Origin of the sequence: Paraburkholderia tropica, assembly GCF_900109265.1 — a bacterium.
Lineage (GTDB): Bacteria > Pseudomonadota > Gammaproteobacteria > Burkholderiales > Burkholderiaceae > Paraburkholderia > Paraburkholderia tropica.
Genome location: NZ_FNZM01000027.1, coordinates 1 through 14,388, shown reverse-complemented (window position 1 = coordinate 14,388; position 14,388 = coordinate 1). Strand labels below are relative to the sequence as shown.

General features: G+C 63.7%; 10 protein-coding genes and 1 pseudogene. 6 read left to right on the top strand and 5 right to left on the bottom strand.

All coding sequences use genetic code 11. The features are described from left to right. Positions 1 to 87: 87 nt before the first annotated feature. A complete protein-coding gene (locus BMY06_RS33585) occupies positions 88 to 2,439 on the top strand; it encodes an FdhF/YdeP family oxidoreductase (RefSeq protein WP_074987307.1) in 2,352 nt (783 codons plus the stop codon). Positions 2,440 to 2,581: 142 nt separating this feature from the next. After that, on the top strand, positions 2,582 to 3,811 hold the full coding sequence (locus BMY06_RS33580; protein ID WP_074987306.1) for an NRAMP family divalent metal transporter: 1,230 nt from the start codon (positions 2,582 to 2,584) through the stop codon (positions 3,809 to 3,811). Between the two features lie 49 nt (positions 3,812 to 3,860). Here the strand turns inward: BMY06_RS33580 and BMY06_RS33575 are convergent, their stop codons facing one another. The 3 genes from BMY06_RS33575 to BMY06_RS33565 are packed head-to-tail and all read right to left on the bottom strand — an operon-like array spanning position 3,861 to position 8,281. Beyond that, positions 3,861 to 5,495, bottom strand: coding sequence for an efflux transporter outer membrane subunit (locus BMY06_RS33575; RefSeq protein WP_074987305.1), 1,635 nt, complete (start codon positions 5,493 to 5,495; stop codon positions 3,861 to 3,863). A gap of 1 nt (position 5,496) precedes the next feature. Then, positions 5,497 to 7,080 carry a DHA2 family efflux MFS transporter permease subunit gene (locus BMY06_RS33570; RefSeq protein WP_074987304.1) on the bottom strand — a complete coding sequence of 528 codons (1,584 nt, stop codon included), beginning with the start codon at positions 7,078 to 7,080 and terminating at the stop codon, positions 5,497 to 5,499. A 10-nt stretch (positions 7,081 to 7,090) separates the two neighbouring features. Further along, a complete protein-coding gene (locus BMY06_RS33565) occupies positions 7,091 to 8,281 on the bottom strand; it encodes an HlyD family secretion protein (protein WP_080180134.1) in 1,191 nt (396 codons plus the stop codon). Between the two features lie 457 nt (positions 8,282 to 8,738). Between BMY06_RS33565 and BMY06_RS33560 the strand changes: the two genes are divergently transcribed. After that, a complete protein-coding gene (locus BMY06_RS33560; protein WP_074987303.1) occupies positions 8,739 to 9,296 on the top strand; it encodes a DUF4142 domain-containing protein in 558 nt (185 codons plus the stop codon). Between the two features lie 99 nt (positions 9,297 to 9,395). Here the strand turns inward: BMY06_RS33560 and BMY06_RS33555 are convergent, their stop codons facing one another. Both BMY06_RS33555 and BMY06_RS33550 read right to left on the bottom strand, forming a co-directional pair. Then, entirely contained in the window at positions 9,396 to 9,908 is a 513-nt protein-coding gene (locus BMY06_RS33555; protein ID WP_074987302.1) for a PRC-barrel domain-containing protein, read from the bottom strand. A gap of 303 nt (positions 9,909 to 10,211) precedes the next feature. Then, positions 10,212 to 10,586: a hypothetical protein gene (locus BMY06_RS33550; RefSeq protein WP_074987301.1), complete on the bottom strand. Its 375-nt coding sequence runs from the start codon at positions 10,584 to 10,586 to the stop codon at positions 10,212 to 10,214. 109 nt (positions 10,587 to 10,695) lie between these two features. On the opposite strand from BMY06_RS33550, the gene BMY06_RS33545 reads away from it, so the two are divergent. The 3 genes and pseudogenes from BMY06_RS33545 to BMY06_RS33535 all read left to right on the top strand — a co-directional run. Beyond that, positions 10,696 to 11,823 (top strand): DNA topoisomerase IB, encoded by a 1,128-nt coding sequence (locus tag BMY06_RS33545; RefSeq protein WP_390971731.1) that lies wholly within the window; start codon positions 10,696 to 10,698, stop codon positions 11,821 to 11,823. Between the two features lie 124 nt (positions 11,824 to 11,947). After that, the gene (gene katE, locus BMY06_RS33540) at positions 11,948 to 14,065 is read left to right on the top strand and encodes a catalase HPII (protein ID WP_074987300.1); all 2,118 of its coding nucleotides are present in this window, start codon (positions 11,948 to 11,950) and stop codon (positions 14,063 to 14,065) included. Between the two features lie 63 nt (positions 14,066 to 14,128). Then, positions 14,129 to 14,388: pseudogene (locus BMY06_RS33535) on the top strand (IS6 family transposase); the annotation flags it as partial.

Here is a 14,388-nt window from a genome sequence, read left to right as displayed (position 1 = left end):
GAAGCGCCGGCGGTCTGACTGCTCACGGTGTGATGGAACGTAGATTGCGCTTGTTGCACAGACGCACCGTTCCAAATGAGGCCTCTCATGGAAAAACCCCGACACGCCGGGCAACGTGCTCGCGCCCGTTCGAAGCAGCATCCCCACGATTACCCCTATGCGTCGGGGGGATGGGGGTCAGTCAAGGCGGTGACACGGATCCTGGTGCAGGAAAAGACGGTGTTGCGCGACGCGAAAATTCTGCCGCTCCAGAACAAGCCCGACGGTTTCATGTGTGTCAGTTGCTCGTGGGCGAAACCCGCCCATCCGCACGCGTTCGAGTTCTGCGAAAGCGGTGCGAAGGCGACGGCATGGGACACCACGGCAAAACGTGCGAACCGTGCATTTTTCCAGCGCCATACGGTGACCGAGCTGCTCGGCTGGCACGACCACGATCTGGAAGAAGCCGGTCGACTGACCGAGCCAATGCGCTACGACGCCGCGAGCGACCGTTTCGTGCCGGTTGCGTGGGCGACGGCATTCGATTCAATCGGAGTGCAATTGCGCGCATTCGATCCCAACAGTGTTGTGTTCTACACGTCGGGCCGCGCGTCGCTCGAAACCTCGTACATGCTGCAGTTATTCGCGCGTATGTATGGCACGAACAACATGCCCGACAGCTCCAATATGTGCCACGAGAGTACAAGTGTGGGACTGACGCAGGGCATTGGCATAGGCGTGGGAACGATCGGGCTCGACGATTTCGAACATACCGATCTGATGTTTTTCTTCGGACAAAACGTCGGCACCAACAGTCCGCGCATGCTTCACCAGTTGCAGGACGCGCGCAACCGCGGGGTGCCCATCATCACATTCAATCCGCTGCGCGAAGCCGGGCTTGTGTCATTTGCCAATCCACAGTCGCCGCACGATATGTTGCTGCCCGGCAATACCCGGATCAGCACGCAGTATCACCAGGTCCGTCCCGGCGGAGATAGTGCGGCGATTGCCGGGATGTGCAAGGCCGCGCTCGAAGCACATGACAGCGCGCTCGCGAGCGGCGCGCCGGAGGTGCTCGACCTGGCGTTCATCCGTGAGCACACAATCGGATTCGAAGACTTCGCGCGATATCTGCGCTGTACCAATTGGGGCGAGATCGAGCGCGTCAGTGGACTGTCGCGTACTGCAATCGAAGCGGCGGCGCGCGTCTATGTGCAGGCGAATGCCGTGATTGCTCACTACGGAATGGGCCTCACACAGCATCGTCTTGGTGTGCAGAACGTGCGCATGCTTTGCAATCTGCTATTTCTGCGCGGCAATATCGGCAAACCTGGCGCCGGGCCGTCACCGGTGCGCGGGCATTCCAACGTGCAGGGGCAGCGCACTGTCGGCATCACGGAAAAACCCGAGCTTGCGCCGCTCGATCAATTGGCGCGGCAATTCAGTTTCGAGCCGCCGCGTGAGGCCGGCTTCAACACCGTTGAAGCCTTCGAGGCGATGATTGATGGGCGCGTGCGTGCCGTGGTGAATCTGGGCGGTAATCTGGTGCGTTCAGTGCCTGACCGCGCACGAACCGAAGCCGCATGGCGCAGCTTACAGTTGACCGTGAACATCGCCACGAAGCTCAATCGCAGCCATCTCGAGCACGGACGCGACGCCTGGCTTTTGCCGTGTTTAAGCCGCATCGAAATCGATCGCTCCGGAGGGCAGGAGCAATGCGTTTCGATGGAAGACAGCACAGCGCATTTTCATGGTTCGCGCGGGGTGGCGGAGCCAGCTTCGCCGGACATCCGCTCCGAACCGTTTATCGTGGCTGGAATAGCGCAGGCGACGCTCGGCGAGCGTTCCACCGTCGACTGGAACGCATGGAGCGAAGATTACGCTCACGTGCGCGCGGAAATCGCAAAGACCTGGCCGGAGATGTTCGGCGATATCGAAACGCGGATGTGGACGCCCGGCGGCTTCGAGCGTCCGCTGCCCGCGCGCGGGCGCAAATGGAAAACGAAAAGCGGCAAGGCGGAATTTCAGGTTCCGGAATCATTGAGCGAAGATCCCGACATGACGGAAAGCGAACCCGGCGCTCTACGCCTGATGACGCTGCGCGCGGATGGGCAGTTCAACACGACGATCTACAACCACGACGATCGTTTTCGCGGCGTGAGGGGTTCGCGCATGGTGTTGTTGATGAACGAGGACGACATGAACGCGCGCGACATTGATGCGGGAGATCGCATCACGCTGCGCACTATCTCAAGCGATGGCGTCGTGCGGGAAGTGCCGGGACTCGCGGCAATGCCGTATGACATTCCGCGCGGGTGTCTTGGCGGCTACTACCCGGAATGCAATCCGTTGCTGCCGCTCTGGCATTACGCGAAGGAAAGCAAGGTGCCAGCGGCGAAGTCGATTCCCGTGCGCGTAGTCGCGGTCGATAAATCGGCTGCCGCGCCCGAAGCGGCCTGAAGCGCTCATGGACGCGAGCCCTCGACATGCGTGGCAGTGCGGCAGCCGCAAGCGGCCGCTTTGAGCGATGGTGCGCATCAGGCCGTGGAGCTTACGCCCGCTAAGGCATGAAGACCGTCCGGCTCACGCGTGGGCGGCAAATGTGGGGGCGGGACTCGCCACTGTCGGCGCCGACAACGATCCGGGTGGCATCCTGACTTACTCGCTGGCGGGCGCGCAGTACGGCTTCGATCTCTTGTGGCTTTGCGTGCTGTCCGTGCCGTCGATGGTAGCGCTGCAATGGATCGCCACGCGCGTTGGCGCGGTGACGGGCCGGGGACTGACGGAGAACATGCGGGAGCATTACGCGCGCTGGTTGTTCCTGCTCGCGGTCGCCCGGTTCCTGTTCGCCAACACGCTCAATATTGCAGCCGATGTGCTGGCGATGGGCGAGGCCGCGCAGTTGATTTTTAACGGCCCGGTTGGCTGGTTCGCGCTCGTGTTTGGTGGACTATCGCTTGCGATGCAATGGTGCGTGCCTTACGCGCGTTATGCGCGCGTCGGAAAGTGGCTTTGCGTCACCTTGTTCTGCTACGCGGGTACGCTGCTCGTGTCGGATGCGCCCTGGCGTGCGGCGCTCTGGGATGCCTTCGTGCCGCACATTACCTGGTCGGAGCATTTTTTCGCCATGGTGCTGGCTGTGCTCGGAACGACCGTCAGCCCCTATCTGTTGTTTTCCCAGGCGGAGCAGGAAGTTGAGGCGCATCCGCGCGGGAGTGCGGCTGTCCAACCCGGCCGCGCGCCGTTGGCCGCCGACTCTGTGCAACTCCAAACGGCACGCCGCGAGACGCTGATTCGAACGATGCTGTCCAACGTCTTCGGCGCGCTGATTCTCGGTGCCGCGGCGGTGACGTTGCATGTACAGCACGCATCCCTCGCCGTTTCGCGCGACGCGGCGCAAAGCATTGCGCCAGTAGCGCACGGCTACGCTACGCAAATCCTCGGCATCGCGCTGCTCGGTACGGCGATGCTCGCGCTGCCACCGCTGGCCGGTTCGGCGGCGCACGCGGCGGCAAGCACATTCGGCTGGACGCGCGGAGCCGAACGCGACCGCCGGATCGCCCTCACGCTGGTTGGACTCATGACAGGCGGCGCACTCATCGCAATACTGCTTCATGCGTGCCGCGTCGACGCAGTCAGGGCCTGCTACTGGAGCGCGCTCGCCAACGGCATGACAGTGACGCCTGTGCTTTTCCTGCTTGTGCTCCTGAGCCGGCATCGCGAGGCCGTGGGCGCGCTGAAAACGCACGTCGTCGTGCAGTTGCTGAGCTGGTTTGCGGTGATGGCTACCGGCGCGGCGCTGACTGCTCATACGTTGCTGGAGATTTTTTGACGGGGGCGCGCTTGATCCGGGCGCGAAATGCCCGATTGTTGGCGCGCTCTCACGGCTCTGCGTCGGTGGCGCGTGCAACCGGGGCTGCCGTGCCCGTCGCAGCTGGTTCGATATCGTTCCATCCGCCGCCCAGCGCCTTGTAAAGCGAGACGAGATCGGTGCAGACCTCAAGCTGCCCTTGCTGCGCGTTCTGCCGCGCCGTGCTCAGCTGGCGCTCGGCGTCGAGCACATCGATGAAGGTCACGATGCCTTTGCGGTAGCTGTCGCGCGCGAGGTCGAAAGCATGCTGCTGGTCGGCGACGCTTTCGTCGAGCGAGCTCAGACGCTGCTGATCGGTCCGATAGACGACGAGCGCATTGTTCACGTCGCGCAGCGCGGCGAGCACCGTCTTGCGGTAATCGAGCGCGGCTTCCACCTGCTGCAATTTCGACAGCCGCAGATTCGACACCAGCGCGCCGCCCTGGAAGATCGGCAGCGACACACTCGGTCCCCACGACCAGAAGAGGCTCGCCCAGTGCGCGAGATCGTGCGGCGTGGTCGCGCGCGTGCCCGCCTGGGCGCTGAGGGAGATGTCCGGATAGAACTGCGCGACCGCCACGCCGACATTGGCCGTCGCTACGTGCAGCGACGCTTCGGCGCGGCGGATGTCGGGGCGGCGGCGGGCGAGCGTCGCGGGCAGGCCGACGGGCACGGAAGGCGGCGTGGCGGGCAGCGTGCCAGCGGGAGAAAGTTCGGCATCGAGTGCGCCCGGCGCCACGCCGGTCAGCACTGCGAGCGCGTTGAGCGACTGCGCGATCTGCTGGTTGTATTGCGGCAGAATCGACTCGGTCTGGGCGCGCTGCGCCTGCGAGCGCGCCACGTCGAGCTGGCTTTCGAGTCCGTGCGCGGCGGCGCTTTGAGCGAGCGCCACCACCTCGCGTTGCTGGGCGATCAGCGCCTGCGTGGTCGCGCGCAGCATCTGTGCGCCGCGCAGTTGCAGATAGGTTTCGGCGACTTCGGCTTCGAGCGACACCTGCGCGTCGTGCTGTGACTCCACGGCTTCGTCGGCTTGCGCGTTGGCCGCCTCGACGGAGCGCCTCACGCGCCCGAACAGGTCGAGTTCCCACGAGGCGTCGAAACCCAGTTGCCAGAGATTGACCGGCGCGGTCAGCTGATCGAGCGCGCTTTGCACGCCGCGCTCGACGCTCGCTCCCGAGCCCGGCGCGAAGCTGTTCACGGGCGAGTCCGGCGCGCCGAGCCCATCGACCTTGTCGTACACGCCCGCCGACTCGAGTAAGCCCTTCGCGCCCAGTTGCTCGCGTTTGTAGCTCGCACTCGCGCGCACGTTCGGCAAGCCTTGTGCGGCGGCCTGCTGGGTCTGCTCGCGCGCCTCGGCAATGCGCACGACCGCGATGCGCAAATCCGGATTGCCCTGTACGGCACGCGCGATCAGCGAATCGAGCGTGGGGTCATTGAAGCTGCGCCACCAGGCCGGATCGGGATCGGACTCGATGGTGGGACTCGATGCAGTCCGGGCGTCTGACTGACCGTTCGTCTGCATCGCATGCCACTGGTCGGGCGCGTTTGCTTGCAGCGGCCTGAAATCGGGGCCGACCGTGCAGGCGCTGAGCGCCAACAGCGTGGCGAACGCGGGCAGCAGCGTAGTGGACAAGCTGGCGCGGTTGCGGGGCATGAGCGGGCGCATCTCAATGTCCTCCCGCCGCGCCGGACGCTTTCACCGGCGAGAATAGCAGCGCGAGCGGGATGAACAGCGCGCAGAAGCAGGCGAGGATGCCGAATACGTCGATATAGGCCAGGATCGTCGCCTGGGAAACAAAGGTCTCGTAGAGATGGCCGCTCGCGGTCTGCATGGCCTGAACAAGCGGCTCGCCCGTGCTGTCCATGATCGACTGGGCGTTGCGAGCGAGCGTGTCCTGATAATTCTGCGAGAACGGCGACATGTGCCCCGAGAGATGCGCCATCCACGCTTGCGAGCGTTCGCGGATCAGCGCCGTCGACACCGAAATGCCAATCGATCCCGCCACGTTGCGGAACATCGTGAAGAGCGCGGACGCATCGTTGTTGAGGGCCGTCGGCACCGTGAGATAGGCGAGCGTCGTGACCGGCACGAACAGGAAGCCGATGGCGATCGACTGCGCGCTGCGCAGCTTCACGAGCGTCGTGTAGTCGATATCCGGCGTGAGCGTGCGTGCATAGATCAGCGCGGCCACGAGCAGGATGAATCCCGTCATGATGAGCAGGCGCGTTTGTACATGGGGCATCAAGCGGCTGATAATGGGAATCTCCAGCGTGATGAGCAGCGCGCCGGGCGACAGCACGAGACCCGCGAGCGTGGCCGTGTAACCGAGCTGCTGCTGGGCGAGTTGCGGCACGATCACGGCGCTGCCGTACAGGACGGTCGCGAACGCGGCGATCATCACGCAGCCGAGCGCGAAATTCCGGTCGCGCATGCAGCGCAGGTCGACCACGGGATGCTTCGCGTAAAGCAGACGGCAGATCGCGCCGATAATGCCCAGCGCGGCCAGCACCGCGAACGTCACGATGAACGGCGACGAAAACCAGTCGTCGTCCTCGCCGCGGTCGAGCATGACCTGCAGGCAGCCGAGCCCAATCGCGATCAGCGCGATGCCCGGAAAATCAACCGTGCGCCAGTTCAGGCGCTGCCGCGTCTCGCGCTTGACCCACGGCGGATCTTCCACGAGTTGCAGCACGGCCAGTGTCGTGATCACGCCAACCGGCACGTTGAGCAGAAATACCCAGCGCCAGGTGAAGTTGTCGGTGATCCAGCCGCCGAGCGTCGGGCCGAGCACGGGCGCGACCACGATGGCCACGGCGGAAATGGAGAAGGCGCGGCCGCGCTGGCTCGGCTCGAAGGTATCGAGAATGATCGATTGCTGGTTTGGTTGCAGACCGCCGCCGAAAAACCCTTGCAGCACGCGAAAAATCACCAGTTGACCGAGACTCGACGCGACACCGCAGAGAAACGAGCAGATCGTGAACGCCACAATGCAGAGCATGAAATAGCGTTTGCGTCCCAGCACGCGGCCAAAGAACGCCGAGATCGGCAGCACAATGCCGTTGGCGACGAGATAGGACGTGAGCACCCAGGTCGCCTCGTCGTAGCTCGCCGACATCGTGCCGGCGATATGCGGCAGCGCGACGTTCACGATGGTCGTGTCGAGCACTTCCATGAAGGCCGCGAGCGTGACGGCGATCGCGGTCAGCCACGGATTGCCGGCGGGGCGCCAGGTGCGGGAAGCGTCGGTCATGGAGGTGGGCTCAATGGCTCAGGTACACCGTCGGCACGACGGAAATACCCAGTGGCAAGGGCTGATTCGCCTGCAGGCCGCTGTCGATCACGATCTTGACCGGCACGCGCTGCACGATTTTCACAAAATTCCCCGTGGCGTTTTCGGCGGGAAACGCGGAAAAGCGCGAGCCGCTGCCGAGCTGCATGCTGTCGACATGGCCGCGCAGATCGAGCTTCGGCCACGCATCGACGCTGATCTTGACCTTGTCCCCGGGCCGCATGCGAGTCAGTTGCGACTCCTTGAAATTGGCCGTGATCCACACTTGCGGCGTGACGATCGAAAAAAGCGAGGTGCCCGCCTGGAGGAAGCTGCCGAACTGCACGTTGCGGCGCGTGATCCAGCCGTCCGACGGCGCCTGCAGATCGCACCACGCGAGGTTGAGGCGCGCGGATTCGAGCTGCGCCTGCGCTTGTGCCACCTGCTCGCGACGCGCCTCGACAGCGGCCACCGCCTGGCGGATCTGCTGCGGCACGAGCGCGGCGGTTTTCAACTGCGCCTGCGCGCTCATGACGTCGGCGTGCGAGCTGCGCTGCTGGGCGTTGGCGGTATCGATGTTTTGCTGCGTGGTCGCGCGCGGATCGACGCCATGCTGCCGCTCGTAGTCTGCCTGCGCGCGGGCGAAGTTCGCGTTGGCCGTTTCGATCTGCGCACGCGCCTGTTCGTACTGCGCGGGATACTGGACGCGCGCGATATCGAGCTGTGCCTGCGCGGAGAGCAATTGCGCCTTCGCAAGACCCAGTTGTGCACGCGCCTGATCCACCTGGGCCGCGTAGTCGCGCTTGTCGATCTCGACGAGCAGGTCGCCCTTGTGCACAAACACGTTGTCGTTGACGTTCAATCGCGTGACGTAGCCGGAGACTTTCGGCGCGATGGTGATGGCGTTGCCGTCGGTGTAGGCGTCATCGGTGCTGACTTCGTTGCGCGTGGCGAACCACCAGATCAGCGCACCGATCGCGATGACGAGCACCACCACGCCAAGAATGATCAGTGGTTTTTTGCCCGGCCGTTTGCGGTCGGGGTTCTTGCCGCTTTTTTCGCTCTTGTCGTTCCTGCCGTCCTGTTCGCCGTCGCTGTGTTGCCGGGCGGCGAGCCGACGCGGTTTGTCCTTGTGGGCGCGCGACCATGCGCCGATGCCGCCGGGCGCTTCTCGGTCAGCCATGGGCGGCTCCCTGGAGGCGTGCGGTGGCCAAAGCAACGAAGAGAGAGGGCATGCGGTGCTCGAATGAGGAGGACGGGGTGTCGACGGTGAGCAGACGTCCGGACGGCGCAAAGCGCGTGCCCATGCGAGTGCTGAAAGCGAATCGTCGGCATGAGCTCGGGAGTCAGAGGCGCGTCTATCGAGGGATCGCTTCGCGCAGACGCATGACGTCCCGGCCGCGACGGGCGCGGTGTCGTTTGCCCACGCGTTGCGCATGGAACGCGCGATCGTGGGGGATTTCGGCGTCGGTCAATTGGATGCCCATTGCGGTCATCTTGCGCGGGTCGCCGCATTGCACGATGCGCGGGTGTGCGGAGTTTTCAATGGGTTGTCCCCACGGCATGTCGATTGCGCGAAGGCCAGTGGAACCATGCCGCTGCCCGCACGCGGAGGCGGCGAACCCATCGGGAGATAAGTGATGAAGACACGACTCGCAGCACTCGCCTGCACGCTGGCCTGCACCTTGCCGCTGACCGCGCGCTCGCAATCGCAACCGCAGCCCACCGAAGCCGCTTCGACGACCGCGTCCAATCCGCTCGCGCCCAGCGACCGCGATTTCGTGCAGGCGGCCTCGTCGGCGTCGTCCACGGAGATCGACGCCGCGAAGCTCGCGATGCACAACACGCAGAACAAGGACGTGCACGCCTTCGCGCGCAAGATGATGCTCGACCATATGAAGCTCACCGCCGAGCTGAAGATTGCCGCGCCGCACGGCGTGACGGTTCCGAAGGACAACTCGGACACCTCCGTGCTCGATGCGCTGCGTTCGCTCAAGGGCGCGGAGTTCGACAAGGCCTACACGCAAAAGGTGGGTGTCGAGGGCCACAAGGAAGCGATTCAGGCGTTCCAGAAGGAGATCACCGGAGGGCAGGACGACAAGCTCAAGAGCGCCGCGCAAAAGGCGCTGCCGACGATCGAGGAGCATTACCGCATGTCGCAGACGCTGGCGCAAAAGGTGGGCGTGAAGGCGAACTGAGCGCGCGTTGTCGATGGTGCGCGAATGTAGTGCGCGCTAGCATCTCGTCTGCGAATGGGGCCGCAAGCGTGTGGCCCCTGCAGTCGACGCCAGCGCCATTCAGAGCTTCACGCCCCCGGCTTCGGGTGGTTCGCGCGGCTCGTCAATAGGCGCCCCGGATTCGATGCGCTCCGCGTGCGCGAGCGGATCGCTCAGCCAGTGCGGCTCGGCGTGATAGTACTCGTGCAATTGCGTGGCCCAGCCGATATCGGCCATGCTCGGCCACGCCTCCTTGTCGAAGCCCGGCGCGTTCTTGACGTGTTCCGCTGTAACGTTGAGCAGAAAGCACTTCTGCGTGGTGTCGAGCGTGAGCGCGGACCACGGCAGCGCCAGCAATTTATCGCCGATACCGAGAAAACCGCCGCTCGACAGGACGGCATAAGCGATCCGACCGCGTTGCACGTCGAGCATGATTTCCTTTATTTTTCCGAGATCCTGATCGTCCGAACTCAACACGCGATTTCCCTCCAGCGTGTTGGCGGCCATGATGTCCGGGCCGGGACCGGCAGCGGTCTCGCTGCCATTGCCGATGATCCGTGCGCCGGTCTGAGTGGATTGCGACTGGATTGCCATGTTGGCCTCCTTGAATGCTATGAGAGCAGCGGGGTGCGTTGCGTGAATAGTCTCGCAAGGCTCGCTCCCGAGTCGCATATCGATATGGATGTCTGAATAAAGTTTGGCTACTCGCGATCACCGCACGGTCTAGTCAGTGCTGAGGCCGTTGCGTGCGTTCGCCACGCCGTCGATGCCGGCGACGATACGGCCAGCGTTCTCCGTCCGCGCCGCGCGCGCCACGACGCCGCTGCGCGTTATGTCGCCGTTGCGCGTAGTAAATCGCCGCACGACCCGCGCCGTGAGCTGCGCACGCGTGGGCGGTCAGGCTCCGTTTCCGCCTTGCACCACAACGGCGCCCGTGCAGTCGATCAGCGCGCTGAAATTCGGCGACGCGGCACGTTGATCTGGAGTCCGAAACGGAACGACCCAGTGACGTGCTTCGTCATCCCAGTGGCTGCCAGGCTGGATTGCGAACTGCTTGCTGGCGAACGCGGGCGCAGTCGCGGCGGCGATCTTGCCTCTGAGCGCCTTCTCGCGCCATTGCGGCGGATGGTCGGCACACAGGCCGGCTTCCGTCGGCTTACGGGACCACGGTTTCATTTCGGCGAGCACGAAGGTGGTGATCAACAGGGCGGCGCAAACGAGCGCGGCGAGGGCCGAGTTCTGGCGCGAGCGGCGACGGACGGCTGGCTGCATGAAGACTCCCGGAGATGAGGGGCGCGGCGCCCCGTTTGAGGTAGCTGCATGCTCCAAAGCGCAAGCACGATGCCCGTGAGATCGATCGATACCGGCGGCATGTCAATTGCTGGCGTCCTGGCGAACAAAGCTGGCGCGGGAGGCGGCGATGGCGAGGCAGCAGCCACTGATCGAGGTCTCCGAGCGGATTGCTGGCTCGCGCAAGGCGTTGGCGGGCGAGCTTCCTTGGGGGCTGCGCTATGTCGATGACTCGCGCCGTGGCTATACGCGAAAACGCCGCCATGGCGGATTCGTGTATTTCGATACGCAGGGCAAGCGCATCGACGGCAAACGGGAAATCCGCCGCATCCGAGCGCTGGCCATTCCACCGGCCTATACCGATGTCTGGATCTGCCCGGATGCGCGCGGCCATCTTCAGGCGACGGGCCGAGACGCGCGCGGGCGCAAACAGTATCGCTATCATCCCGAGTGGCGCGCGACACGCGACGCCGACAAGTACGGGCGTTTGCTCGCGTTTGGCGCGGCGCTGCCGAAGCTGCGCGCCTGCGTCGAACGCGACCTCGCGCTCGACGGCATGCCGCGTGACAAGGTGCTCGCGACCGTGGTGCGTCTGCTCGATACGACGCTGATCCGGATCGGGAGCGAAGAGTACGCGCGCGACAATCGCTCATACGGATTGACGACGCTGCGCAAGCGGCATCTGACCGTGTCGCCAGCTGGGCTGCGCTTCAGGTTTCGCGGCAAAAGCGGCATCGAGCATGACGTCGCCGTGAGCGATCCGCGCGTAGCGCGCATCATGAAGCGCTGTATGGATTTGCCGGGCCAGGAACTGTTTCAGTATCTCGATGCGGACGGCACGCGACACGTCGTCGATTCGTCGGACGTCAACGATTACCTGCGCGAGGCAACCGGCGCGGAATTCACGGCGAAGGACTATCGAACATGGGCCGGCAGCGTGTTCGCGCTCGCGGCGCTACGGAAGCTGGAGTGGGCGACGGTGATCGAGGCGCGCGCGCAACTGGTCAGCACCATCAAGGCGGTCTCGCAACTGCTGCGCAATACGCCCGCCGTCTGCCGCAAGTGTTACGTGCATCCGGCCATTATCGCGGCATTCGAGGCCGGTGAGCTCGCCGCAGCGATGTGCATTTCGCGCCGGCGCGGTTTGAAGCGCGATGAAGCTGCGCTCGTGATGTTTCTCGGCAAGCATGCAAAGGCGGTCGTGCAAACTGCCGCTTGAACGGCCTTCAAAGCTCGACGAAGCGAGCTGAACCGGGAACCCGGCATCCCGATTTCGTGCCGCATGGCATAGGGATTGCGCTGAAAGCAGGCTCACTTTCCAGGCTCACTTTCAGGAGACATCCATGCCACATCGCAATCGTCCCAATAGCAAGGAACCCGCACAAACCCGCAGCGCCAGCCACACGGATGCCAAGTCTGAAAGTCTGGAGTCGTTCCGCACGCGCGCAGAGGGCGAAGCGTTGCGCACCAATCAGGGCGTGAAGATCGCCGACAACCAGAACTCGTTGCGCGCCGGTCCCCGTGGTCCATCGCTTCTCGAAGATTTCATCATGCGCGAGAAGATCACGCACTTCGACCACGAGCGCATTCCCGAAAGGATCGTACACGCACGCGGTTCCGCCGCACACGGCGTTTTTCAGGTCTACGAATCGCAAGCCGATCTCACGCGCGCAGGCTTTCTGCAGGACCCCGCGAAGCTGACGCCCGTTTATGTCCGTTTTTCGACTGTGCAAGGTCCGCGCGGCTCTGCAGATACCGTGCGCGACGTACGCGGTTTCGCAACCAAGTTTTATACCGATGAAGGTAATTTCGACCTCGTCGGGAATAACGTTCCGGTGTTCTTTATTCAGGACGCGATCAAGTTTCCCGATTTCGTTCACGCGGTCAAACCCGAGGCCCCCAACGAAATGCCGACGGGAGCCACCGCGCACGACACGTTCTGGGATTTCGTCTCGCTCGTGCCAGAAAGTGCGCATACAGTCATCTGGGCCATGTCGGATCGTGCGATTCCGCGCAGCCTGCGCACGATGGAAGGATTCGGCGTGCACACGTTCCGCCTGGTTAACGCGAAAGGGCAGGCGCGTTTCATTAAATGGCACTGGCGGCCGGTGCTCGGTTCCTATTCGCTGATCTGGGATGAAGCACAGAAGATCGCGGGCAAGGACCCGGATTTTCATCGGCGCGATTTGTGGGAGGCGATTGAGCGCGGAGATTATCCGGAGTACGAATTAGGTGTTCAGGTCATCGAGGAGGCCGACGAGCACAAATTCGGTTTCGATTTGCTCGATCCGACCAAACTCGTGCCGGAAGAACTGGTGCCGGTGAAGATCATCGGCAAAATGACGCTCAACCGCAATCCGGATAATTTTTTCGCGGAAACGGAGCAGGTTGCGTTTCATCCGGGTCATGTCGTTCCGGGCATAGATTTCACGAACGACCCGCTTTTGCAGGGGCGCTTGTTCTCGTACACCGACACGCAGATCAGCCGTCTTGGCGGCCCCAATTTTCACGAGATTCCTGTCAATCGACCCGTGTGCCCGTATGCGAACAACCAGCGCGACGCCATGCACCGGCAGACGATTAACGTCGGACAGGCCTCTTATGAGCCCAATTCCGTCGGCGATGGCTGGCCGAAGGAAACGCCGCCGGCCAAAGGCGGCTTCGAAAGTTATCAGGAGCGCGTGGAAGGCACGAAGATCCGTGTGCGCAGCGAGTCGTTCTCCGATCACTTCTCGCAGGCGACGATGTTCTATCAGAGCATGTCGACGCCCGAGAAGGAGCACATTGCGGCGGCTTATACGTTCGAGCTGGGCAAGGTGACGAAGCCGGAAATCCGTGAGCGCGTCGTCAACGAGATTCTCGCCAATATCGATGTCGACCTCGCCGCCCGCGTCGCACTGGCGCTGGGCATGCCAAAGGCGAAGGCTGGCAAGAAGCAAAGCAAGCCGGATCCGGCCGTTTCGCCTGCGCTCAGTCTGCTCAATCGCGTGAAGCCTGGCATCAAGACACGCAAGATCGCTTTGTTGGCGGCGCCGGGCGCGGATGCCGCCACGATCACTGCCGTGCGCGACGCACTGGCCAAGGAGGGCGCAACGGCGCTGATCGTCGCGCCGACGCTCGCGCCTATCGACGGCCTCGTGCCCGACGCCACGATCGCGGGCATGCCGTCGGTGATGTTCGATGCGGTGTTCGTGACGGGCGGCGAGGTCGCGTCGCAAACGCTCGCGCAATCGGGCGACGCGCGCCATTTCGTGGCTGAGGCGTTCCGTCATCTGAAAGCGCTCGCCGCGATCGACACGGGGCGTTTGCTGCTTGCTGCCGCGCAGCTGCCCACGCAGGCGGACGGCGTGGCGCAAGGCGACGCGTCGGAGCTCAAGGCCGTGCTCAAGGCGTTCATCGAGTCGGCCGGACAGCATCGCGTCTGGACGCGCGCGGCACAGGCGGAATCGGTGCCGGCATGATGGGTGCTGATATCACGGCAGGGCACTGTCAGGTTGCTGGAGGTGTGGCAGTAGAATGAAGCGATGAAGAAGACGAAATCGCTTTATCACGGCCATCGCTTCCCCGCTATCGTCATCAGCTGCGCCGTTCGCTGGTACTTCCGGTTCAGCCTGAGCCTGCGCGACATCGAAGAGTTGTTGCTCGAGCGTGGCGTCGTGGTCACATACGAAACCATCCGTTGCTGGTGCGACAAGTTCGGCGCTGGATTCGCTAAGTGCGCCAAGGCGGCGCGGCGCAAGCCAGCCAACACCTGGCATTTAGACGAGATGTTCGTGACGCTACG